Genomic DNA, 21,291 nt, shown 5'->3' with positions numbered 1-21,291 from the left:
ATTTAATGTTTTCCGGGGCCGGCCAATCCTGCTGCACGTCAGCGCACAGCCATGCAAAACCTCCTGATCGCCTCGCAGGCCCGGCGCAACACGGCGTCATCCAGGGCATAGGCAATACGGATATAGGGCCCCAGGCCAAAGGCGCTGCCATGCACCACGGCTACACCGGCTTCGTCGAGCAGGGCCAGGGCCACGTCTTCATCGGTGGACAGCACCCTGCCTGCGGGCGAGGTGCGGCCGATCAGTCCGGCGCAGCAGGCGAACGCGTAGAAGGCGCCTGCCGGGCTGGTGCATTCAAGGCCCGGTATGCTATTGAGCTGGTCGACCATCAGATCGCGGCGCTTCTGGAACGCGATACGGCTGCTGTGGATAAAGTCCTTGGGGCCTTCCAGAGCGGCGAGAGCGGCCTGCTGCGAGATTGAGCCGGCTCCCGAAGTCTGCTGGCCTTGCAATGTTTCCATGGCTTGCAACAGCCAGCGCGGGCCTGTGGCAAAACCGATACGCCAGCCGGTCATGGCGTAGGCCTTGGACACGCCGTTCATGGTCAGGGTGCGCGCTGCCAGGCGTGGTTCAACCTGGGCCAGGGTATGGAACAGCTGATCATCGAAGATCAGGTGTTCGTAGATATCATCCGCCAGGATCAATACATGAGGATGGGCCAGCAGCACATCGGCCAGTGCCGCCAGCTCGTCGCGGCTGTACACCGCCCCCGTCGGGTTGGAGGGCGAGTTGAGGATCAGCCAGCGCGTTTGCGGGGTGATTGCCGCTGCCAGTGCCGCTGCGGTCAGCTTGAAACCGGACGCTGCGTGGCAGGTCACGAAGCAGCTTTGTGCGCCGCATAACTGAACCATCTCGGGATAACTGACCCAGTAAGGCGCCGGGATGATGACCTGATCTCCCTCATTGAGGGTCGCGGCCAGGGCATTGTAAATCACCTGTTTGCCACCGTTGCAGACCAGGGTGTCCTGCCAGCCGACATCCAGGCCGTTTTCACCACGGAATTTGGCTGCCACCGCTTCTCGCAGTGAACGTGCGCCAGCGACCTGGGTGTAGCGGGTGTGGCCCTGGCCTATGGCGCGGATTGCAGCGTCGCGCACAGGCTCGGGCGTATCGAAGTCCGGTTCGCCAGCGCACAGTGAAATGATCGTGGCGCCTTGGGCGCGGCGCTCTGCAACACGGTCGATGATCCGATAGGTGGCCGAGGGCAGGGCGCTTGCCAGGTGCCGGTTGAGCCGCTGGATATCGCTGCTCATGGGCGGTGTCTCCAGTGAGTCAGGTTCATCAGTTCGAGCGTGGAGCGGCCTTCAGTCAGAGCCTGCATCATATGGGCTTCCTTGTCGGCACGGGATTCGCCTTCAGCGAAGGTACGTGCGGCGTGTGCCTTGGGAATGATGATCACACCATCGTCGTCAGCCACCAGCAGATCCCCCGGCGCCACCTCTGCGCCGTTGAAATTGAAAGCCTGACCGACCGAGGTGGCGCTGGCCTTGACGGTGCCTCTGACCGAGATGCCGCGGGCAAATACCGGAAACCGGCGCGCCTTCAAGGCCGCGATATCACGTACCCCGCCGTCGATGACCAGGCCGACCACACCGGCTGCCTGTGCCGCTACGGTAAGGACTTCGCCCCAGTAACCGGCAATAAAATTACCGGTACCCACTACCAGCACACTGCCGCGGGGCACTTGTTCCAGTGCCAGGTGCAGGGCCAGGTTATCGCCAGGAGCGCATTGCAGCGGGTACGCCGGCGCGGCGATAAAGGCGCCATCCCAGATCGGGCGGATGCCGCTGTCCACGGCACAGGCCAGGTGTGATGCCTCATACAGGGTCGAACTGCCGAGGATTCTGGCCCGTTCGTGGTAGTTCAGGGGCAGGGCGAGTGTGCTCATCAGGCTTTCCTCTGCAGGCTGTGGTAGCCCAGTGCAGCGCGGGCGCTTGCAAGGGTCTGGCCTTGACTGATCAAGGTACGGATTTGCGCTTCGACGGTTTCAATCTGCCGCGCACAGGAGGCCACTTGTGCGGCATGGGCGCGGGGTACGATCACTACGCCATTGGCGTCGGCCACCACGATGTCACGGGCACAGACGCGGGCGGTGCCAATGGAAACGGGCTGGTTGATCGACTGCACCTGGACACGGTCCTTGCCGGTGCGCATAAAGCGGCCCTTGCTGAAGATCGGATAACCGTCTCCCAGCGCCTTGTTCACGTCACGGCAAACACCGTCGATAACCGTGGCAGCGATGTTTCGGCTGCCGGCGTACTGGGTCATGATGTCGCCCCATACGGTGCAGTCGGTGCGCCCGGCATTGTCGATCACCACTACGTCACCGGGCAGAACTTGCTCGATAAAGTCGCCCACGGTCCCGGCAGGCACGCTGGCCGGGACGTACTGCACCGTGAATGCCGGCCCGACAATAACCGTGCTGTAGTTGCCCAGCGGCATCACGCCCAGGCATTGACCGGGCAGGCCGAGCTTGTCCAGGGCATCGGAAACCCCCGGCGTGTCCAGGCCCTCAAACAGGGCGACCAGTGCTTGATCTTCAGGGTTCATCAGACGTGCTCCGTGCGGATGGCTTCAAACTGGCTGTCATGCATGACTTCGGCTACGGAGCGACCACTGCGTACTGCGTCGAGCATGACTTGCTGACGCCGGGCGATACGTTCGCCAAGATCGACGACCTGAGCGATATGGGCCTGGGGCACAAACACCGTGCCGCAGTTGTCGGCGATCACATAGTCGTCTTCGCTGACATTGACCCCGGCGACTTCGATGGTCACGGCGGCCGCTATCTGCATCACGCGATTGCGCGCACTGATCATGGTGACGCCACGGCCGTAAACCGGATAACCGATTGCCGCACTGCCATCAATATCGCGGCTGCAACCGTCAATGATGGTGCCTCGCACCTGTTTGGCGAGCGCCGCATTGGCAAGGATATCGCCCCAGCAAGAGATGCCCTCGATACCGCCGGCGATCACCAGCACCCGATCATCCGTGTTGATGTGTTCGACCACCGGGGTGATCAGGTGGGCGCTGGGCACCGTGTCGGTCTTTGCGGCCAACAGTACGGTACTGGCACGGCCAACGATCGGCGGGCAGTTCCACAGCGGCCGCAGCCCCACAGTGGCCCCTGCCAGACCAAGAAAATCCAGCGCATCGGACACGGTATTACTGTCCAGTGCCGCCAGACGCTGGAGTACAGTCCTGTCGGTCGTGCTTTTGAGCGTCATCGCGCAGCCTCAGTGGTGGTGTAGGTGCTCAGTGTCGGCGAGGCTGTTTGATAGGTATATTCCTGTTCACGTAAGCTTTGGATACGTTAAACCTATGGAAAAACCATGATCAATTTCCGTCTGATCCGTCACCTCTGGCTCTTTCTGGCCGTCGCCGAAGAGCAGAACTTCGGCCGCGCCGCCAAGCGCCTAGGCATGTCCCAGCCGCCGCTGAGCGAGCAGATCCAGGTGCTGGAGCAAGCGCTCAAGGTCAAACTGTTCGAGCGCTCGCGGCGCGGTGCCAAGCTGACGCCGGTGGGGGCGGCAATTCTGCCGGCCGTACGCAAGTTCGCCGAGCAGTTGGAGCGTCTGGAGCTGGCCGTGGATGAAGCGCTGGCGGGGCAGTCGGGGATGTTGACCATTGGCGCAATTTCCACGGCCATGTTTGATGTACTGCCGGGCCTGATCGAGGGGTTGAAGGAGGATTACCCGCACTTGACTGTCTCGGTGCGGGAAATTGACAGCGTCGAAGCGGTGCCGGCGCTGGAGGCGGGGGATATTGATCTGGCGTTTGCCCGTCTGGACGGTGATCTGGGGGACTCAATCCAGTCACTGCCGCTGCTGGAGGACCGCCTGATGCTGGCCCTGCCCAGTGATCACCCGCTGGCAGCGCGCACGCGCATCAGCCTGGCCAGCCTGTCCAATGAGCCTCTGGTGATGTTTTCGCGCAAGGTCAGCCCGGTGTATTTCGACAATCTGATTGCCACCTGCCGGGCTAGCGGCTTTTCCCCGCGGGTGTTGCACGAAGTGCGTTCCGTGGCCTCGCAAATCGCCTTTGTCAGCTATGGCCAGGGCATTGCGCTGGTGCCTGCGTCCTTGAAAAAGCTGGCTCCCGCCAATGTGGTATTCCGTGCACTGAGCCAGAAGCTCAACGTGGTGACCACTGCCGTGGCGTGGAATGCCAATCGGTCGAACCCGCTGATAGAGGCGATCATTGCTCGTTTAAGCGCCAAGGCATGATGTTTTTGATAGGTTTGGCCTATGTAAACCTTCTGGTCTTAGGCATTTACACCAGGGCCGATGTGCCTGACATTGGTCCGCCGCCTTAACGCTTCAGGAGTCATGCCCGTGCCCGTACCCGCAACCTTTGCCCATACCCAAGTGCCGCTGGAGGTAGAGGGTGTGCACTTGACTATTGCCGCTCTTCACCGAGAAGGGGAACTGGCACCGATTGTCTTTCTGCATGGCTTCGGTTCGAGCAAGGAAGACTATGCCGATATCGCGCTGCGTGCGGAGTTCGCCGGGCATGCCTTTCTGGCCTACGATGCGCCGGGGTGTGGTGACAGCGGGTGCAGTGATCTTGCCCGGGTTTCCATCCCTTTTTTGCAGCAACCGGCGCTGCAAGTGCTCGAGCATTTCGGCATCGAACGCTTCCATCTGGTGGGCCATTCCATGGGCGGGTTGACCGCCCTGATGCTGGCCCATCAGTTCCCGCAGCGGGTACTCAGTTTTGTCGATATCGAAGGCAATATTGCCCCCGAGGACTGCTTTCTCAGCCGTCAGATCATCGACTGCCCGAGTGATGATCCTGAGCTGTTTTTTACGGCCTTTATCGAGCGTGCCCGCCATGCCCCGGCCTATGCCAGTGCCCTGTATGCCGCGAACCTGAGGCACAAGGTGCGTGTGCAAGCGGTGCGGGGGATTTTCGAGTCGATGGTCGAGCTGTCCGATAACGCCAACCTGATGGGCAAGTTTCTCGGCTTGCCGTGCCCGAAGATGTTTATGTTTGGCGACCAGAACGCGTCACTGTCCTACCTGCCGCATATCGCGGCTCACGGCGTACGCCTGGGGCAGATCCCGGCTTGCGGCCACTTCCCGATGTATTCCAACCCGATTGCGATGTGGCAGCACATGGCCGATTTTTATGGGGCAATTTCAGGCTAGGGCAACGCCGCCTCCACCAGCTCGATCCAGTGCCGCACCGGGGTTCTGCCTGCACTGTCGAGGTGTGCCTGGCAGCCGATATTGGCCGTGACAATAACCTCGGGGTGCGCGCTTTCCAGTGCGTTGAGTTTGTTGTCGCGCAGTTGCCGGGACAGTTCGGGCTGGGTCAGCGAATAAGTGCCTGCCGAGCCGCAGCACAAGTGGCTGTCGGGCACCGCGGTCAGGTTGAACCCCAACCGGGTGAGAATGCCTTCAACCGCGCCGCCGAGTTTTTGCCCGTGCTGCAAGGTGCAGGGGCAGTGGAACGCCAGCCGTTGATTGCTGTGCACACCGAGGGTGTGCAGTGGCTCGTCGCGCAGCACTTCAACCAGATCCCTGGCCAGCGCACTGACCGTGGCAGCTTTTTCGGCATAGGCCGGGTCGTTGCCGAGCAGGTGGCCGTACTCCTTGATAAAGGCACCGCAGCCGCTGGCGGTTTGCACGATTGCTTCGGCCCCTCGTTCAATCCCCGGCCACCAGGCATCGATATTGCGCCGGGCGCGATCAAGTCCTGCGGCCTGGGCGTCCAGATGGTAGTCCACTGCACCGCAGCAAGCGGCTTCTCGGGCAGGAATCACGCTGATGCCCAATCGGTCCAGCACTCGGGTAGCTGCTGCGTTGGTGTTGGGTGACAAGCTCGGTTGCACGCAGCCTTCGAGCAGCAGTACTTGCCGGGCATGGCGGGTGGTCGGTCGCAGCCCGGGCGCGGGGACCTGGCCTGGCAGTTTGTCTTGCAGGCGTGCGGGCAGCCAGGGGCGCAAGATCTGACCACTGCGCAGTAGCCACCTGAACCGGCCCGCATTGGGTATGACGCTGCGCAGACCTTGAAACAGCAAGCGTTGCCCGAGCGATCTGGGTACCTGGGCCTCAACCATTGCCCGGCCAATGTCCAGCAAGTTGTGGTAGTCGACGCCTGAGGGGCAGGTGGTTTCGCAATTGCGGCAAGACAGGCAACGGTCCAGATGCTGTCGGGTTTTCTGCGTCACCTGATTGCCTTCCAGTACCTGTTTGATCAGGTAAATACGCCCCCTCGGGCCGTCCAGTTCATCACCGAGCAACTGATAGGTCGGACAGGTGGCGTTACAGAAACCACAGTGCACGCAACTGCGCAGGATGCGTTCAGCCTCCCCGGCACGGGGCAATTGGCGGGCCTGTTCGCTCAACGTGGTCTGCATGGTTCAAAGCTCCGCGTACAGGCGCCCGGGGTTGAAAATACCCTGCGGGTCGAGTTGTTGTTTGAGGCTACGCTGGTAGCGCATCAGAGCCTCCGGCAACGGCTGGAACGGGCTGTCGACAAGACCGTGGCTGTAGCAGGTGGCATGGCCGCCGACCTCGGTTACGACCGTGCGGATAAAGCTCGCCTCAGCATCCGACTTGAGCCAGCGCTGGGCACCGCCCCAATCGATCAACTGCTCACCGGGCAGCTCAAGTTCCGGGGTGTTGTTGGGCAAGGACAGGCGCCAGAGGGGCTGGCCCTCATCGAAGAAGCTCAATTGGTGTTCGTTGAGCCGTGTCCAGAACGAAGCGTCCAGGCGCTCGCCGCCCAGGCGTTCGTGAGCCGCCATCACCGAGCCTTCGCCACCCTCCAGGCGCAGGTGCAGGCGCTGGCCATCGTGGCAGGCAGCGCTGATCGGCAGCGGTTGCCGGCCCCATTCGGCGAGGCGCAGCAGGGCTCGCGCCGTGTCCAGTTCCAGGCTGATACTCAGGGATTGCCGCGGCTTGGGCAGCACCTTGAGTGACACTTCGGTGATGACTCCCAGTGCGCCGTAGCTGCCGGCCATCAATCGGGACAGGTCATAGCCAGCGACGTTTTTCATGACTTCGCCGCCAAAACGCAAATGCTTGCCGTGCCCGGTGATCACCCGGGTGCCGAGGACAAAGTCCCTGAGCGAACCTGACCAGGGCCGGCGCGGCCCCGACAGGCCGCTGGCAACCATGCCGCCGACCGTGGCGGCACCGAAAGAGGGCGGTTCGCAGGCCAGCATTTGCCCGGCTTTATCCAGCGCCTGCGCCAGCTCCATCAGAGGCGTACCGCAGCGTGCGGTGATCACCAGCTCGGTGGGGTCATAGCTGACAATGCCCCGATGGCCGCGGGTGTCGAGCACTTCACCGGGCACACTGCGGCCAAGGAAGGCTTTGCTGTTGGCGCCCTGGATACGTAGCGGGGTGGCGTATTGCAGCGCCTGACTGACCTGCTCCAGCAACAGGGCGCTGGTATCGACATTGTCTGCACTGCGCATCAGAACCGCTCCAGTTCGGGGAAGGGCAGTTGCCCCATATGCACGTGCATGGCGCCCAACTCGGCGCAGCGATGCAGGGTGGGGATGTTCTTGCCGGGGTTGAGCAAGCCGCCGGGGTCGAAGGCGGCCTTGACGGCATGAAACAGGGTCAGTTCATCGCTGTTGAACTGCGCGCACATCTGATTGATCTTCTCGCGGCCTACGCCGTGTTCGCCGGTAATGCTGCCACCGACCTTGACGCAGAGCTCAAGGATCTGGCCGCCCAGGGCTTCGGCGCGCTCAAGTTCCCCGGGCTGATTGGCATCGAACAGAATAAGCGGGTGCATATTGCCGTCACCGGCATGAAACACATTGGCCACTCTCAGGTTGTAGTGGGTCGATAATCCGGCAATGGCCTGCAGTAGGCCGGGCAACTCACGGCGCGGAATGGTGCCGTCCATGCAGTAGTAATCCGGCGCAAGGCGACCTACAGCGGGAAAGGCGTTCTTGCGCCCGGCCCAGAAGCGCACCCGCTCAGCTTCGTCCCTGGCCTGGCGCACGGAGCTGGCGCCAGCCCGTTCAAGCACTTGGCGCACGCGCGCGCAATCGTCATGTACATCGGCTTCGACGCCGTCGAGTTCGCACAACAAGATGGCGTGGGCTTCGACCGGGTAACCGGCATGAATAAAATCTTCGGCGGCGCGGATGGCCAGGTTGTCCATCATCTCCAGCCCTGCGGGTATGATGCCGGCGGCGATGATGTCAGCCACGGCGCGACCGGCTTTTTCAACCGAGTCGAAGGCTGCCAGCAGCACTTTGGCGGTTTGCGGTTTGGGCAACAGTTTGACCGTGACCTCGGTAATGACCCCGAGCATGCCTTCGGAACCGGTAAACAGTGCCAACAGATCGAAACCGGGCGAGTCGAGGGCATCCGCCCCCAGGGTCAGGTGCTCGCCGTCAACGGTCAGTATTTCGATCTTTAGCAGGTTGTGCACGGTCAAACCGTACTTGAGGCAATGCACGCCACCGGCGTTTTCAGCGACGTTGCCACCGATCGAGCAGGCAATCTGCGAGGACGGATCCGGCGCGTAGTACAGGTCATACGGCGCCGCTGCCTGGGAAATGGCCAGGTTGCGCACACCGGGCTGAACCCGTGCAGTGCGGGCGTCGGGGTCGATATGAAGGATAGCGTTGAAGCGCGCCATTACCAGCAGCACGCCTTTTTCCAGGGGCAATGCCCCTGCGGACAAACCGGTACCGGCCCCGCGTGCGACCACCGGCACGCGCAACTCATGGCAGATGCGCAACACGCCCTGTACCTCGTCCAGTTGGCGTGGCAGCACTACCAGCAGGGGCGTGGTGCGATAGGCGCTAAGCCCGTCGCATTCGTAGGGCTTGAGTTCTTCACGCTGATGCAGGACTTCTAGGTTTGGCAAGCGTGTGCGCAGGGTGCGCAGTAATACGGCTTTATCGACGTCCGGCAGGACGCCGTCGACGCGTTCATCGTAGAGAATGTTCATGGCGGCTCACGACACTCGATTGTTCTTATTGGAGGTCTGTTCCGTATGCAGCCTAGTCGCAAAGTGCGCCCTGTATCACTTGCAGGGTGATATCGGTGGCGTCGGTGTTGAAACCGGGGGTGATAAAAAGCGCTGTGCTACTGGCCCTTGAGGTACAAGGGCCCGCTAGCGGGGCAAAAGGTCAATAGGCCTTGGCGCTTTTGATATCGGCAATGATTTGCCGGGCGATGGCTTCGACCTGCTCCTGGGTCATGGCCGACATGACGCCTTCCCAGGCCGATGATGACGTATCGTAGGTCCGGGTCCCCAGCAACTGGCCGGTCTTCAGGTCGGTGAAGTCTGCACTTGAGTTGACCCAGGCATTCCCCACCATGATGCCTGCGCCATACCGTGCACCCGGCGTGATGTAGCGGAAGTTGCTTACTTTGATCTTGATGCCCACACCGTCTTTTCCATCAAGGCTGAGCAGTTGGGACTCAGCAAGGCGGTAGCCCTCTGCAGAGGCTTCGGCATGCAAGGCCTCCTTCCATTCTTGCTTCAGCAGGGGCCAGTCCTCGTTCTGTTGAACCTTGCTGTTGCCTTCAAAGTTGACGCGCAGGTTTTGCTTGGTCGTTGCCTGGATCGGCAGCATGGGGCTGCCACCGCTTTTAACCGAGGCCGCGCAGCCGCTCAACAGTGAAATGGCCACGGCACAGTACAGCGCAGACGAGAGTTTGGAAGCGTTCATTGAATGTCCATATTCTGGGGATGAACGCTATCTATACCGCAACGCCTCAGATTTTTCACCGGCTTTAATGGCTCTTAGCCAGTATCGGCATCAGTGAAGCGTCGCCGCCCGGCCGATTTCGCCAATCCGGATCCGGTCCAGCGCCCGATTTAGAGCATCAAGCGCGTCGATCAGGGCCTTGGCCTCGGCTTCGCGGCCATCACCCCACAGGCGTTCGGCCATTTTGTTGAGGGCCTGGATCGATTGTTCTATGCCAGCTGCCGTAGCTGCCGGGTTTTCTGCGGTTTGCTTCTTGGACATGTCAAAAATTGCGCCATAAGTAATGGCTGCATACTAGCGCCGGATGCGGTTTTTTTGCCAACTGGCATCGCTGTGGAAGGTGCCTGTATCGCCACGCAGCACATAAAGGGTGGCCCTGTAGGCCGATGTCACCCGTGTGCATTGCAGGCCGCGAATCTTGTGGTACGCCCAGGCCCAGCCGTGGTTGGTTTTACTGCTCATCGGTGTGCCTGCGTTTTCATCATCTAGATCCTGAACGACATGAACCTGATTGGACTCGATTTCGCTCAGTAGTTCCCTGGCAATGACGGCGCAAACAAAATGATTTACATGAACAGTCATATGCAAGTTATTGATTTACATGATGTCAAACCTATGGCTTTGCCTGGAATTCCTCTTCATCCATGAGCACCAGTGCGCCAACGATCAGTGCACGCATGCCGCGGTCCAGCTCGGCCTCCATCTCGATTTCTTCGGCCAGGCGCTGGGCTTCTTCAACGGGCTGGCCGGTGACTGAATACACCGTGTCGGCTACGGCAATTCCGTGGAAGGCCACGGTTGCCAGCAGCCAGCGGGCCTGCGCCTTTGTAATGCCGTAGACCTGGGCGATATGGCTCTGATGCTCGTCGATCTTGGCGAGCATCGGTTGGGTCGCCGCCAAGCGGCGAATCACGTAGGGCGTCAAGCCGGGGTGGGCCTTTACAAACAGGCGCACCGAGGTGGCAAACACCGTCAGGTAGTCCTTGAGTTCACCACGCTGATCGGCGTCGACCCGCGGTATCTGCCAGCGGGTGAAGATCTCTTCGGCGATCAGATTCTTCAGCGCCTCCAGATTGGCAACATGCTTGTACAGCGCCATATGACTGACCCCCAAAGCGGCAGCAACGCCGACAAAAGTGATACCCGGCAGGCCGATCTCGATGCCTGCTTCGACGATGCGCTCGCGGGTGATGGTGCGAGGGCGCCCGCGGGTCGCGGGTGGTTGTGAGGCGTTCATGGCCGTTCCTTGATCGGTGAGGAGTGTCTTGTAGCTGTCTTGTCAGCATTTCGCAAATTAGTTTATAGTCATGCAACTAATTAAGGTTCTCATTTGCGAGCCACTATCAGTTGCGCATACACCCCCCTTGTTTGCGCTTAACCGGAATGCCAGTGGCCTTCCATTCTTATGACATTGCGGATGTTTGACTGGCATGGAAACTCCTCACACGGCTGCGGCCACACCCAAGATGCGTGGCCCTGTCAGCCAGGTGCTTCACCCGATTCGTGGGCGGCTGCTGATTGCCGCCCTGCTTGCGGGCGTTGGCGCCATGCTGACGCTGGTACCGCTGGCAGGTATTGCGCATGTCGCCGGGCTGGTTCTGGGTGACAACGCAATCACTGCTCATGAGGTGTGGCGGGCAGTAGGTGTCGGCGTGGCGAGTCTGTGCGCGGGCATGTTGTTGATATCCACCGGGGAGTTGCTGGCCCATCTGGCGGATAACCGTATTACCCACCACCTGCGCCTGGCCATTGTGCAGCGCCTGAGCCGCGTGCCCTTGGGCTGGTTCACCAGCCGGGGCTCGGGTGAGGTCAAGCAGGCGATGCAGGATGACATCAATACCCTGCACAGTCTGACGGCGCATTTCTACACCACCGTGGGGCGAGCGGTCGGTGCCATTGTGTTCTCGCTGGTCTACCTGTTTGTAATGGACTGGCGCATGGCAATTGTCTCGATCCTGCCGTTCCCGGGGTTCTTCCTGTTTTTTACCCGCGCCATGAAAGCCAGCGAGAGCAACATGCAGGCGTTTGTCGAGGGCATGGGGCGTATCGACAATGCCGTGGTCGAGTTCGTCAATGGCATCCCGGTAGTGAAGTCGTTCGGGGCTGTCGGCAAGGCACACGGCAGTTACCGTGAGGCCGTCGATGCCTTCGCCCGGGCTTTTGTCGGTTTCACTCGCCCGCTGGTGGGTTCGATGGCCAATGCCAACGCAATGATCGCGCCGGTCGCGGTGCTGGGCGGCGTGCTGGCGTTCGGCACCCTGTTCGTGGCACTGGGCTGGATCGCTGCGCTGGATGTGCTGCCGTTCGCCCTGGTGACTCCGGGCCTGTGTGGCCCCTTGCTGTTGCTGCACTACATCACCCATGACCTCAACAATGCAGTGGGTGCGGCCCGGCGTGTGCAGGCCCTGCTCGATACACCGGTGCTGGAGCAACCGGCACCGGGCATGCAGGAGATGCCCAGGGGCAGCGAAATTGGTTTTGAGCACGTTGGCTACTGCTATGAAAGCGCGGGCCGGGGGCTGGCGGACATCAACCTGGTTCTCAAACCCGGCACGACCACCGCTGTGGTGGGGTGCTCCGGCGCCGGCAAGTCAACCCTGGCGCGCCTGCTGCTGCGTTTTTTTGACCCGACGCAAGGGCGTATCACCCTGGGGGGTGTGGATCTGCGTCAGATTGAGACGGCAACCCTGTACCGGCATATCGGTTTTGTATTGCAGGAGGTGCGGCTGATCCACGCCAGTGTGCACGACAACATTGCCCTGGGCAGACCAACGGCCACCCGCCAGCAGATTGAGGATGCTGCGCGCACGGCCAATATCCATGCGCGCATTGTTGCCCTGCCGCGTGGCTATGACTCGGTGGTGGGTGAGGATGCGCAGTTTTCCGGCGGTGAGTTGCAGCGGGTGAGCATCGCCCGTGCCGTGTTGCTCGATCCGCCCGTGCTGGTGCTCGACGAAGCCACGGCGGCGGCGGATGCCGAAAGTGAAGTGGCCATCCAGGATGCACTCTCGCGTTTTGCCGGCGGCCGCACCTTGCTGGTCATCGCGCACCGGCTCGACACCGTGATGCACGCCGACCAGATCATCGTGCTCGACAACGGCACGATTCACGAGCAGGGCAGCCACGGTGAACTGCTTGCCCGCAAGGGCCTTTATGCCCGTCTGTGGGCGCAGGGCGACTACTCATTCTCTGCAGAACTGGCGGTGCCGTCATGCTGAAACCCTTGGTAGAACTGTTGGGCGACGACGCGCCCGTGCTGCATCGTTATGTCTGGATGGCAGTGTTTTATGGTTTGCTCAGCGGGCTGACACTCACCACCCTGGTACCGGTGCTGGGGCATTTGCTCGCTAACGATCTACGAGGTGCAGCATTGTGGCTGCTGTTGACGCTTGCCGGTATGGCTGTGTGCTGGGCCTGCCGGCGCCGGGTGGAGCGCGCCGGTGTCGCGGTGGGCGTGGCCCTTTTGCAGGGGGCGCGCCAGCGCATCGGCGACCATGTGGCGCGATTGCCCCTGGGCTGGTTTACGACGCAGAACACCGGCCATCTGGGGCATGTAATTACCCAGGGCATGATGGCGGTGGCGCAGTTGCCGGCGCACGTTTTCACCCCTGTGATCAGTGGCGCGGTGACGCCTTTGGTGATCGTCGCCGCACTGTTTGCCGTGCATTGGCCACTGGGGCTGATTGCGCTGCTGGGGCTTGCGGTACTGGCAGGGGCGCTGCTGTTGAGCGCGCGCCTGGGGCAGCGTACTGACCGGGCTTTCCAGCGGCACTTCGCGGATGCCAGCCAGCGCATGGTCGAGTTTGCCCAGGCGCAATCGGTACTGCGCGCGTTCAATGGCGAAGGGGGCGGGACGCAGTTGCTGGAACAGGCGCTCGAGCGCCAGCGCCAGTCCGGGCTGCGCCTGATCTATCAGTCATCGCTTTCGGTGGTACTCAATACCTGGGTCGTGCAGGTGATCTTTGCGGCCCTGTTGATCGCAGCCGCCTTGTCGCTTAACGGCCTGATGGGCGACACGCGGGATAACGCTTCGGTGATTGCGGTAGTCGTTGCGCTGTTGTTGAGCAGCCGCTATATCGAGCCGTTGCTGGACGTGGCCGGTTATGCCGAGATCCTGCGCAGTGCCAGCGGTCAACTTGACGCGGTGCAGGCCATCTTTGCCGCCCGGCCCTTGCCGGAGCCGGATCAGCCACAACCGCCACGGGATGGCTCTATAGAGTTGCGCGCAGTGAGCATGGCTTACGCGCCCGATCAACCCGATGTGCTGCATGATGTCAGCCTGCGTATTGAGCCGGGCAGCATGACAGCGTTGATCGGTGCTTCGGGCTCGGGCAAGACCACGCTGGTACGGCTGATCGCACGGTTTTTCGATGCGCGCGAAGGGTGCGTGCTCGTGGGTGGTGTGGATGTGCGGCACATGTCCGACAGCCAGTTGGCGGGTCAGATCAGTCAGATATTCCAGGACTGTTACCTGTTTCAGGGCAGCATTGCCGACAACATCCGCATCGGCAACCCCACCGCCAATGCTGACGAAATCCTCGAGGCGGCGCAGCAGGCCGGGCTTGGCGAACTTATCGGGCGCTTGCCGCAAGGCCTCGACACACCGGTGGGCGAGGGTGGTGCACGGCTGTCGGGCGGTGAGCGCCAGCGTATTGCGATCGCACGCGCACTGATCAAGGAGGCGGCCATCTTGCTGGTGGATGAAGCCACTGCGGCGCTGGATGCCGAGAATCAGCACGTGATCGCCCGGACACTGGCCAGGTTGCGCGGGCAGCGCACGCTGGTGGTCATTGCGCATCAACTGTCTACGGTGTCGATGGCCGACCGGATCGTAGTGCTCGATCACGGCCGGGTGGTCGAGCAGGGCACGCCCGCGGCATTGCTTGCCGCCAAGGGGCGTTACGCGAAGTTTCTTGAACAGCGTCGGGCTGCCAAGGGTTGGCGGGTGGCAAGCGGCAGTGAGCTGCAATGATGCGGGCACGATGGCTAGGGGTATTTGCCATGCTCTGCGTCACATCACTGCTGGTGGGGGCCCGGCAACTGGAGTGGTCGCAGCTGTGGTCCTTGTCGGGCGATGCCTGGCTGACGCTCACGGCCAGCCGCCTGCCGCGCCTGGCGGCGCTGGTGCTGACCGGGGCTGGCCTGGCAGTGTGCGGGGTGATCCTGCAACACATCGTGCACAACAAGTTCGTTGAGCCAGGCACTTCGGGCGGGCTGGATGCGGCCAGGCTCGGCATCCTGGTATCGCTGGCTGCGGTGCCCGGCGCCGGCACGACAGGGCGCATGCTGTTTGCGCTGGTGTTTTGCTTCGCCTCGGGGTTGATATTTGTCGTGATCATCCGCCGGATCCGATTCAAAAACACGGTGCTGGTGCCGGTCATCGGCCTGATGTATGGCGGCGTGCTGAGCGCCATTGCCGAGTTCTACGCCTACCACCACAACATCATGCAAAGCATGCAGGGCTGGCTGCTGGGCGACTTTTCCAGGGTGGTGCAGGGCAGCTACGAGATCATCTACCTGATCTTGCCGATTGTTGCCCTGGCCTATCTGTATGCCCACCGTTTCACCGTGCTGGGCATGGGTGAGGGCATGGCTACAAGCCTGGGCCTGAACTACTCGGCAAACGTTGCCCTGGGCTTGCTGCTGGTGGCGGTCACGGTATCAGCCACGGTCATCACGGTAGGGGCGATTCCTTTTGTCGGGCTGGTCATTCCCAACCTGGTGGCGCTGCGTTATGGCGACCATCTGGGCCGCACGCTGCCCATCGTTGCCCTGGGCGGCGCGTCAATGCTGCTGGTGTGCGACATCCTCGGACGGCTGCTGATTTACCCGTTTGAAGTGCCCATCGGCTTGATGGCAGGCAGCGTGGGCGGTGTGCTGTTCCTGGCGCTGATCATCTGGAGGCACCGATGAGGCGTCTGCAACCCCGGCATGGGGTATGGGTTCTGGTAGCGGCCCTGGCGCTGACCTTCGTGTTGTTGGGGGCGGGCATGGATTTTGATTATGTAATCCCCAAGCGGATCGCCCGGCTTATGGCCATGGTGATTGGCGGTGTGTGCATCGCCTGGTCGTCGATCACGTTCCAGACCCTCACCGGCAACCGGATATTGACCCCGGCAATCATGGGCTACGAGGCCATTTACCTGCTGTTGCAAGCCTTGCTGGTGCTGTTGCTGGGCACCGGCAGTGCGGTGTTACTGGGCAGTAACGGCAACTTTATGGTGTCTGTGCTGCTGTTGCTTGGCTACTCGTGGCTTATCCATCGTTACCTGCTGCGCAACGGCAAGAGCAACGTGTATTTCCTGCTGTTGGTCGGGCTGGTGCTGACGATGGTGATAGGCACGTTCACCCAGTTTGTCCAGCTCAAGGTCAGCCCCGGCGAGTTTTCGGTTTTGCAGGGTTTCAGCCTGGCTTCGTTCAACCGCGTCCAGCCGCAGCAGTTGCTGATTGCGGGGCTGCTGGTGGGCGCCGTGTGCCTGGTGGGCAGCAGAACCTTGGCAACCCTCGATGTGCTGGCGCTGGGGCGCGACCAGGCCATGTCCCTGGGGGTCGATTACCGGCGCAGCGTGCGCCTGCACCTGGCGCTGATTGCGGCACTGGTGGCGGTCTCAACCAGCCTGCTGGGGCCCACGGCGTTTATGGGCATCTTCGTGGCGAACATCACCTATGCGCTGGCCCGCACCTTCAGGCACCGGGTCACGCTGGCGCTGGGCAGCGTGATTGCCATCGGCATTTTCATCGTTGCGCAACTGCTGGTCGAGCATGTCTTCAACTACAAAACCACCGTCGGCATTCTCGTCAACCTGGTCTGCGGCGGGTATTTCCTGGTGTTGATGGTGCGTACCCGAGGAGCTCCATGATCACTGTTCACGGCATCCATAAAACCTATGGCAGCAAGACCGTACTACGCGGTGTCGACGCGAGTTTCCCGCCCCGGCAACTGACGGCGCTGATCGGCCCCAACGGCGCGGGCAAAACCACGCTGTTGATGATGATAGCGCGGCTGATGGAGCCCACGGCCGGTGAAGTACGCATCGAGGGGCGTGGGGTCGCGGGTATCGCGATTGGCGATTACGCCAGGCGCGTGGCCACTTTGCGCCAGTCACCGGACTTCAACCTGCGCCTTCGGGTGGAGGAACTGGTTGCCTTCGGGCGCTTCCCATACAGCCGTGGTGTGTTGACCGGCGAAGATCAACGGATCATCGACGAGGCCATCGCCTTTCTGTCGCTGCAAGCGCTGCGCCATGCCTACCTCGACGAACTCAGCGGCGGGCAGCGGCAGATGGCCTTTCTGGCCATGACCATCGCCCAGCAAACCGATTGCCTGCTGCTCGATGAGCCGCTGAACAACCTCGATATCAAGCACGCCGTACAGATTATGCGGGCGCTGCGCCGCTTGTGCGACGAACAGGGGCGCACGGTGATTCTGGTGGTGCATGACATCAACTTTGCCGCCAGCTACTGCGATCACTTCGTTGCGATGAAGGTGGGCGCGGTGCATTGCGCCGGCAGCGTTGACGAGGTGATCACTGAAGCGCGGCTGGGCGAACTCTACGGGCTGGACTTCGAGATCACCCACAGCCCGCGCGGTCGCCTGTGCAACTACTTCAACCCCCTGGAAAGAGACGCGAAATGATGATCCACAACAAAGATCGGTTATGGCCGTTGGCCCTGCTGCTCGGCGCGGCCGTGGCAGTGCAGGGCTGCAATGACAAACCGGCAGAGCCCCCACGGGCCGCCACCGCTGTGCAAGCCGTGCAGACGCCTTTTGCGCCGCTTACGGTGCAACACCAGTTGGGCACCACGGTCATTGAACGTGTACCGCAGCGGGTGGTTGCACTGGACATGAATGAAGTCGACTTCCTCGATCAACTGGGTGTCCCCGTGGCGGGCATGCCCAAGGATTTCATCCCGCACTTTCTCGCCCGCTATCGGGATGCACCGGGTGTCGAGGATCTGGGGTCGATTGTGCAGCCCAACCTGGAACGGGTACATGCCGCCAGGCCGGACCTGATCCTGATCACCTCACTGCAGGCCAACCACTATCAAGCCTTGAGCGAGATGGCCGCGACCGTTCATTTCGATGTCGATTATCGTGACAGCGAGTCCCGCCATATCGAGGTGATCAGGCAGCACCTGCTGACCCTGGGGCAGATGTTCGCCAAACAGGGGCTCGCGGAGGAAAAAGCCCGGGCACTGGACGCGAAAGTCGAGGAGGCGAGAGGCATCACCCGCGGGCGCCCTGAAAAAGCGCTGGTGGTGCTGCATAACAACGGCGCGTTCAGCTCCTTCGGCGTGCAGTCGCGCTACGGCTTTATTTTCACCGGCCTGGGTGTCAAACCCGCCAGCCCTACGGCAGAGGCGGGGCTGCATGGGCAACCGGTATCCAGCGAATTTATCCAGCAGGCCAACCCCGACATCATCTACATCGTGGACCGTACGGCGGTAATGGAACACCGCCCGGCAATGGCTATCGAGAGCCTGGGCAACCCGTTGCTGCGCCAGACCAACGCCTGGAAAAACGGCCGGGTGATCGTTGTCGATCCCCAGGCCTGGTACGTCACAGGTGCCAGTCCGACCGCCCTGAAACTGGTAATCGACGATGTGATCAAGGGCTATCAGGGCTAACGCCTGAAGGCGGCTGTCAGGCATTTTTCTGGTCATATAGCGATTCTCATTAAAACCATTCCTTAGATTCAGATTAACAAAAACCATTCCCTGCCAGTCCAACGGAGTCTTCACGTGAGTCACTGTCATTTTCCTACCCGCATTGCGCCCCCGCGCGCAGTTTTTGCCCTGAACCGTACCGCCACGGCGGTACATGCCGTGTTGCTGACGCTGGCCATGACAAGCCTGGCAGCCCATGCCGAGACCATCCCCGACGAGAAAGAACCCGGCGAATCAACGCTGCCTGCCACGATGGTTGAGGGCCATATGGCCACCCCGGCCGACTTGCCGCCCGGTTACGCAGGCGGGCAGGTGGCCTATGGCAGCCGGGTTGGGCTGCTGGGCAACAAGGACTTTATGGAAACCCCGTTCAGTACCATCAGCTATACGGAGCAGTACATTGCCGACCGTCAGGCGCAGAACATCACCCAGGTGATTGCCGCGACCGATCCCTCGGTGTTCAGCAACGGCCTGACCGGGACCTTCAGTGAGAACTACTCCATCCGTGGCTTCGCCAGCAATATCAGCGACGTGATGATGGGCGGGCTGTTTGGGGTGGCCCCGTATTACCGGATTTCACCGGAAATGTATGAGCGCATCGAAGTGCTCAAGGGCCCGTCGGCCTTGCTCAATGGCATGCCGCCGGGAGGCTCGGTCGGAGGGGCGGTCAACCTGGTACCCAGACGGGCCGGCGACGAACCGCTGACACGGCTGACGGGCACCTATATGTCCGATGCGCAGTTCGGTGGCCATCTCGATGTGGGCCGGCGCTTCGGTGAAGACCAGCAATTCGGCGTACGCTTCAACGGTGTGTACCGTGACGGTGACGGCGCAATCAACCACCAGCGGCAGAAAGCCGAGCTCACGTCCCTGGGCCTGGACTGGCGCGGTGAACGCGTGCGGCTGTCTGCCGACCTGTATCAAAGTGAAGACCGTGTGCGCGGGCAGAACCGCGGTATTAACCTGGCTTCCGGCGTGGCCGTGCCCAAACCGCCCAAGGCCGACACCCTGCTCAACCCTGACTGGGCCTATGTGCAAACCACGGACCGGGGGGCCATCGTGCGCGGTGAGTTCGACCTGAGCGACAATCTGATGGCTTATGCGGCGTATGGCATGAGCACAACCCATTACGAGTACAGCGGCACCATGATGGCGACGGTGTTCAACGACGCGGGTGACTTCAAGACCTCCATGGGCCAGCTGAAAATGGACCTGGAGAAAACCTCCGGCGAGGTCGGCCTCAAGGGCAACCTGCAGACTGGCGCGATCAAGCATCAATGGACCCTCAATGCCACACACTACGGCGACACTCAAAAGGACTACGGGCGCCGCTCGGTGCCGGGCGCGGACTGGGTCACCAACATCTACCACCCACAGTGGGGGCCAGCTGCGGCCAAGAGCTTCCCGTACATTGCCCATACCAAGAGCCGCCTGACCAGCTATGGCCTGGCCGATACACTGTCGGTTCTCGAAGACCGGGTGCAACTGACCCTGGGTGTACGTCGCCAGCAAGTGCTGACCGACAGCTTCAGCACATCCACCGGCGCACGCACCAACCGCTATGACGAAGGCGCCACCACCCCGGCAGCGGCACTGCTGGTCAAGATCACCGACCAGGTGTCGGTGTATGCCAACTACATCGAAGGCCTGAGCGAGGGCGCGGCGGCACCGATGACGGCGAAAAACTTCGGTGACGTGTTCGCCCCCTACAAGTCCAAGCAGAAGGAAGTAGGCCTCAAGGTAGACCTCGGTGACTTCACCCACACCCTGAGCCTGTATGAAATTACCCGCCCCAGCAGCTACCTGGACCCGGATACCAATATCTTTTCCTTTGGCGGCGAGCAGCGTAACCGAGGGGTCGAGTGGGGCTTTTTCGGCTCGCCGCTGCACGACGTACGCCTGATGGGCGGTGTGGCCCATGTCGACCCGAAAATCACCAAGGCCCAGGGCGGCACCAACGAGGGCAAGACCGCCATTGGCCAGCCCCGGCTGCAGGGCAAGCTGGGTGTGGAATGGGACACCCCGGTCATCGAAGGCCTGACACTGACGGCCAACGCCACCTCGGTGTCCAAGCAATACATCAGCGCCGATAATACCCAGTCGATACCGGGCTACACGGTCTACGACCTGGGCACACGCTACAGCACCCGGGTGGCCAGCCAACCGGTGACGTTGCGTGGGAGTGTGAACAACGTGACCAACAAGGCCTATTGGGGGACGCCGCTGTTGTCCAGCCTGGGCCTGGGTGCGCCGCGTACCTTTGAGTTGTCCGCGACCATTGACTTCTAAAGGCGGGCCGCCAGATATCGAATAAAAAAGCCCGACACGAAGTCGGGCTCTTGGCCATTGGACACTGGAAAGTCAACGGTGCTTATGTTTGTGCTTGTGCTTACCCTTGCCGCCGGAGCTGTGTCTGTCGCCGTCGTCGCCAAGGTTATTGCCCACTGCACCACCTACTGCGCCACCCAGCCCGGCACCAATGGTAGAGCCGGTGGAACCGCCCAGTTGACCGCCGATAAGCGAGCCGCCAGCGCCACCGACGCCGCCACCGATGGCGGCTTCGGTTTTACTGCCTCTGGGTGCACCCACTGCACTACCGGCAGCGGCGCCCACACCTGCACCGATGGCCGCTCCTGAAGAGCCGCCCAGCTGTTGACCGACAATATTGCCCAGTGCGCCGCCAACACCGCCTCCGACCGCGGCAGATCCATCCCCGGCAGCCATTGCTCCCTGCGAAATCACGATGCCCAGCACCAGGGCGGGTAATGTAATACGCATGTCATTCACCTGAATCGAAAGTGATCAAGAGATGTATGCAGGAGAGTAAGAATCCTGCCTGTGCAGAATTTGACGGCTTACCAGGCATAAAGTTCGATAACGGCATAGCGTCCTCTATTTGCAGGAAGCTAAATAGATTTTCCGCAGCA

General features: G+C 61.5%; 21 protein-coding genes. 9 read left to right on the top strand and 12 right to left on the bottom strand.

What is annotated here, in order from left to right:
• Nucleotides 1–38: 38 nt before the first annotated feature.
• Genes HBN79_RS04105 through HBN79_RS04090 form a run of 4 tightly spaced genes read right to left on the bottom strand, consistent with a single transcriptional unit; the run spans nucleotide 39 to nucleotide 3,230 of the window.
• Nucleotides 39–1,253 carry a pyridoxal phosphate-dependent aminotransferase gene (locus HBN79_RS04105; protein WP_146540910.1) on the bottom strand — a complete coding sequence of 405 codons (1,215 nt, stop codon included), beginning with the start codon at nucleotides 1,251–1,253 and terminating at the stop codon, nucleotides 39–41.
• Entirely contained in the window at nucleotides 1,250–1,888 is a 639-nt protein-coding gene (locus HBN79_RS04100) for an RraA family protein (protein WP_095000122.1), read from the bottom strand. Before HBN79_RS04100 ends, HBN79_RS04105 begins: the two co-directional genes overlap by 4 nt.
• Nucleotides 1,888–2,550: an RraA family protein gene (locus HBN79_RS04095; RefSeq protein WP_169916346.1), complete on the bottom strand. Its 663-nt coding sequence runs from the start codon at nucleotides 2,548–2,550 to the stop codon at nucleotides 1,888–1,890. The genes HBN79_RS04100 and HBN79_RS04095 overlap by 1 nt, the downstream gene beginning before the upstream one ends.
• On the bottom strand, nucleotides 2,550–3,230 hold the full coding sequence (locus tag HBN79_RS04090) for an RraA family protein (protein WP_169916345.1): 681 nt from the start codon (nucleotides 3,228–3,230) through the stop codon (nucleotides 2,550–2,552). Before HBN79_RS04090 ends, HBN79_RS04095 begins: the two co-directional genes overlap by 1 nt.
• Nucleotides 3,231–3,335: 105 nt before the next feature.
• On the opposite strand from HBN79_RS04090, the gene HBN79_RS04085 reads away from it, so the two are divergent.
• Entirely contained in the window at nucleotides 3,336–4,229 is an 894-nt protein-coding gene (locus HBN79_RS04085) for a LysR family transcriptional regulator (RefSeq protein WP_169916344.1), read from the top strand.
• A gap of 108 nt (nucleotides 4,230–4,337) precedes the next feature.
• Entirely contained in the window at nucleotides 4,338–5,153 is an 816-nt protein-coding gene (locus HBN79_RS04080; protein WP_346010136.1) for an alpha/beta hydrolase, read from the top strand.
• Here the strand turns inward: HBN79_RS04080 and glcF are convergent.
• The 7 genes from glcF to HBN79_RS04045 all read right to left on the bottom strand — a co-directional run bounded on the left by glcF (nucleotide 5,150) and on the right by HBN79_RS04045 (nucleotide 10,934).
• Complete coding sequence (gene glcF, locus HBN79_RS04075; RefSeq protein WP_169916342.1) at nucleotides 5,150–6,367, bottom strand: glycolate oxidase subunit GlcF; 1,218 nt, start codon at nucleotides 6,365–6,367, stop codon at nucleotides 5,150–5,152. The genes HBN79_RS04080 and glcF overlap by 4 nt on opposite strands.
• Nucleotides 6,368–6,370: 3 nt before the next feature.
• Complete coding sequence (gene glcE / locus HBN79_RS04070) at nucleotides 6,371–7,432, bottom strand: glycolate oxidase subunit GlcE (RefSeq protein WP_169916341.1); 1,062 nt, start codon at nucleotides 7,430–7,432, stop codon at nucleotides 6,371–6,373.
• Nucleotides 7,432–8,931 carry a glycolate oxidase subunit GlcD gene (glcD, locus tag HBN79_RS04065; RefSeq protein ID WP_169916340.1) on the bottom strand — a complete coding sequence of 500 codons (1,500 nt, stop codon included), beginning with the start codon at nucleotides 8,929–8,931 and terminating at the stop codon, nucleotides 7,432–7,434. The genes glcE and glcD overlap by 1 nt, the downstream gene beginning before the upstream one ends.
• 181 nt (nucleotides 8,932–9,112) lie before the next feature.
• Complete coding sequence (locus HBN79_RS04060) at nucleotides 9,113–9,658, bottom strand: DUF4410 domain-containing protein (protein WP_169916339.1); 546 nt, start codon at nucleotides 9,656–9,658, stop codon at nucleotides 9,113–9,115.
• A 90-nt stretch (nucleotides 9,659–9,748) separates the two neighbouring features.
• Nucleotides 9,749–9,958 (bottom strand): hypothetical protein, encoded by a 210-nt coding sequence (locus HBN79_RS04055; RefSeq protein WP_095000131.1) that lies wholly within the window; start codon nucleotides 9,956–9,958, stop codon nucleotides 9,749–9,751.
• Between the two features lie 33 nt (nucleotides 9,959–9,991).
• Nucleotides 9,992–10,159: a hypothetical protein gene (locus HBN79_RS04050; protein ID WP_165446467.1), complete on the bottom strand. Its 168-nt coding sequence runs from the start codon at nucleotides 10,157–10,159 to the stop codon at nucleotides 9,992–9,994.
• Between the two features lie 151 nt (nucleotides 10,160–10,310).
• On the bottom strand, nucleotides 10,311–10,934 hold the full coding sequence (locus HBN79_RS04045) for a TetR/AcrR family transcriptional regulator (RefSeq protein ID WP_095023357.1): 624 nt from the start codon (nucleotides 10,932–10,934) through the stop codon (nucleotides 10,311–10,313).
• Nucleotides 10,935–11,127: 193 nt separating this feature from the next.
• Between HBN79_RS04045 and HBN79_RS04040 the strand changes: the two genes are divergently transcribed.
• The 7 genes from HBN79_RS04040 to HBN79_RS04010 all read left to right on the top strand — a co-directional run bounded on the left by HBN79_RS04040 (nucleotide 11,128) and on the right by HBN79_RS04010 (nucleotide 20,653).
• Nucleotides 11,128–12,915: an ABC transporter ATP-binding protein gene (locus HBN79_RS04040; RefSeq protein ID WP_169916338.1), complete on the top strand. Its 1,788-nt coding sequence runs from the start codon at nucleotides 11,128–11,130 to the stop codon at nucleotides 12,913–12,915.
• A complete protein-coding gene (locus HBN79_RS04035; RefSeq protein WP_169916337.1) occupies nucleotides 12,909–14,669 on the top strand; it encodes an ABC transporter ATP-binding protein in 1,761 nt (586 codons plus the stop codon). The genes HBN79_RS04040 and HBN79_RS04035 overlap by 7 nt, the downstream gene beginning before the upstream one ends.
• A complete protein-coding gene (locus HBN79_RS04030; protein WP_095020070.1) occupies nucleotides 14,669–15,610 on the top strand; it encodes an iron chelate uptake ABC transporter family permease subunit in 942 nt (313 codons plus the stop codon). Before HBN79_RS04035 ends, HBN79_RS04030 begins: the two co-directional genes overlap by 1 nt.
• Entirely contained in the window at nucleotides 15,607–16,557 is a 951-nt protein-coding gene (locus tag HBN79_RS04025) for an iron chelate uptake ABC transporter family permease subunit (RefSeq protein ID WP_169916336.1), read from the top strand. Before HBN79_RS04030 ends, HBN79_RS04025 begins: the two co-directional genes overlap by 4 nt.
• A complete protein-coding gene (locus HBN79_RS04020; RefSeq protein WP_095026216.1) occupies nucleotides 16,554–17,333 on the top strand; it encodes an ATP-binding cassette domain-containing protein in 780 nt (259 codons plus the stop codon). Before HBN79_RS04025 ends, HBN79_RS04020 begins: the two co-directional genes overlap by 4 nt.
• Nucleotides 17,330–18,325, top strand: a complete 996-nt coding sequence (locus HBN79_RS04015; RefSeq protein WP_095019886.1) for a siderophore ABC transporter substrate-binding protein — start codon at nucleotides 17,330–17,332, stop codon at nucleotides 18,323–18,325. Before HBN79_RS04020 ends, HBN79_RS04015 begins: the two co-directional genes overlap by 4 nt.
• Nucleotides 18,326–18,439: 114 nt before the next feature.
• Nucleotides 18,440–20,653 (top strand): TonB-dependent siderophore receptor, encoded by a 2,214-nt coding sequence (locus HBN79_RS04010; protein WP_169916335.1) that lies wholly within the window; start codon nucleotides 18,440–18,442, stop codon nucleotides 20,651–20,653.
• A 72-nt stretch (nucleotides 20,654–20,725) separates the two neighbouring features.
• Here HBN79_RS04010 and HBN79_RS04005 read toward each other — a convergent pair whose 3' ends face one another.
• Nucleotides 20,726–21,142 (bottom strand): hypothetical protein, encoded by a 417-nt coding sequence (locus HBN79_RS04005; RefSeq protein WP_095000139.1) that lies wholly within the window; start codon nucleotides 21,140–21,142, stop codon nucleotides 20,726–20,728.
• Nucleotides 21,143–21,291: the final 149 nt, after the last annotated feature.

Origin of the sequence: Pseudomonas sp. WS 5051 (genome assembly GCF_012985715.1) — a bacterium.
GTDB classification, from domain to species: Bacteria; Pseudomonadota; Gammaproteobacteria; order Pseudomonadales; family Pseudomonadaceae; genus Aquipseudomonas; species Aquipseudomonas bubulae.
The sequence above is the reverse complement of the archived record's forward strand: the minus strand, read 5'-3'. Positions and strand labels throughout refer to the sequence as shown.

Bases quoted from the DNA above. Each gene is read 5' to 3' on its own strand.
- HBN79_RS04105 (WP_146540910.1), bottom strand. From the start codon at position 1,253: ATGAGCAGCGATATCCAGCGGCTCAACCGGCACCTGGCAAGCGCCCTG.
- HBN79_RS04100 (WP_095000122.1), bottom strand. From the start codon at position 1,888: ATGAGCACACTCGCCCTGCCCCTGAACTACCACGAACGGGCCAGAATC.
- HBN79_RS04095 (WP_169916346.1), bottom strand. From the start codon at position 2,550: ATGAACCCTGAAGATCAAGCACTGGTCGCCCTGTTTGAGGGCCTGGAC.
- HBN79_RS04090 (WP_169916345.1), bottom strand. From the start codon at position 3,230: ATGACGCTCAAAAGCACGACCGACAGGACTGTACTCCAGCGTCTGGCG.
- HBN79_RS04085 (WP_169916344.1), top strand. From the start codon at position 3,336: ATGATCAATTTCCGTCTGATCCGTCACCTCTGGCTCTTTCTGGCCGTC.
- glcF (WP_169916342.1), bottom strand. From the start codon at position 6,367: ATGCAGACCACGTTGAGCGAACAGGCCCGCCAATTGCCCCGTGCCGGG.
- glcE (WP_169916341.1), bottom strand. From the start codon at position 7,432: ATGCGCAGTGCAGACAATGTCGATACCAGCGCCCTGTTGCTGGAGCAG.
- glcD (WP_169916340.1), bottom strand. From the start codon at position 8,931: ATGAACATTCTCTACGATGAACGCGTCGACGGCGTCCTGCCGGACGTC.
- HBN79_RS04060 (WP_169916339.1), bottom strand. From the start codon at position 9,658: ATGAACGCTTCCAAACTCTCGTCTGCGCTGTACTGTGCCGTGGCCATT.
- HBN79_RS04055 (WP_095000131.1), bottom strand. From the start codon at position 9,958: ATGTCCAAGAAGCAAACCGCAGAAAACCCGGCAGCTACGGCAGCTGGC.
- HBN79_RS04050 (WP_165446467.1), bottom strand. From the start codon at position 10,159: ATGAGCAGTAAAACCAACCACGGCTGGGCCTGGGCGTACCACAAGATT.
- HBN79_RS04045 (WP_095023357.1), bottom strand. From the start codon at position 10,934: ATGAACGCCTCACAACCACCCGCGACCCGCGGGCGCCCTCGCACCATC.
- HBN79_RS04040 (WP_169916338.1), top strand. From the start codon at position 11,128: ATGGAAACTCCTCACACGGCTGCGGCCACACCCAAGATGCGTGGCCCT.
- HBN79_RS04035 (WP_169916337.1), top strand. From the start codon at position 12,909: ATGCTGAAACCCTTGGTAGAACTGTTGGGCGACGACGCGCCCGTGCTG.
- HBN79_RS04030 (WP_095020070.1), top strand. From the start codon at position 14,669: ATGCGGGCACGATGGCTAGGGGTATTTGCCATGCTCTGCGTCACATCA.
- HBN79_RS04025 (WP_169916336.1), top strand. From the start codon at position 15,607: ATGAGGCGTCTGCAACCCCGGCATGGGGTATGGGTTCTGGTAGCGGCC.
- HBN79_RS04020 (WP_095026216.1), top strand. From the start codon at position 16,554: ATGATCACTGTTCACGGCATCCATAAAACCTATGGCAGCAAGACCGTA.
- HBN79_RS04015 (WP_095019886.1), top strand. From the start codon at position 17,330: ATGATGATCCACAACAAAGATCGGTTATGGCCGTTGGCCCTGCTGCTC.
- HBN79_RS04005 (WP_095000139.1), bottom strand. From the start codon at position 21,142: ATGCGTATTACATTACCCGCCCTGGTGCTGGGCATCGTGATTTCGCAG.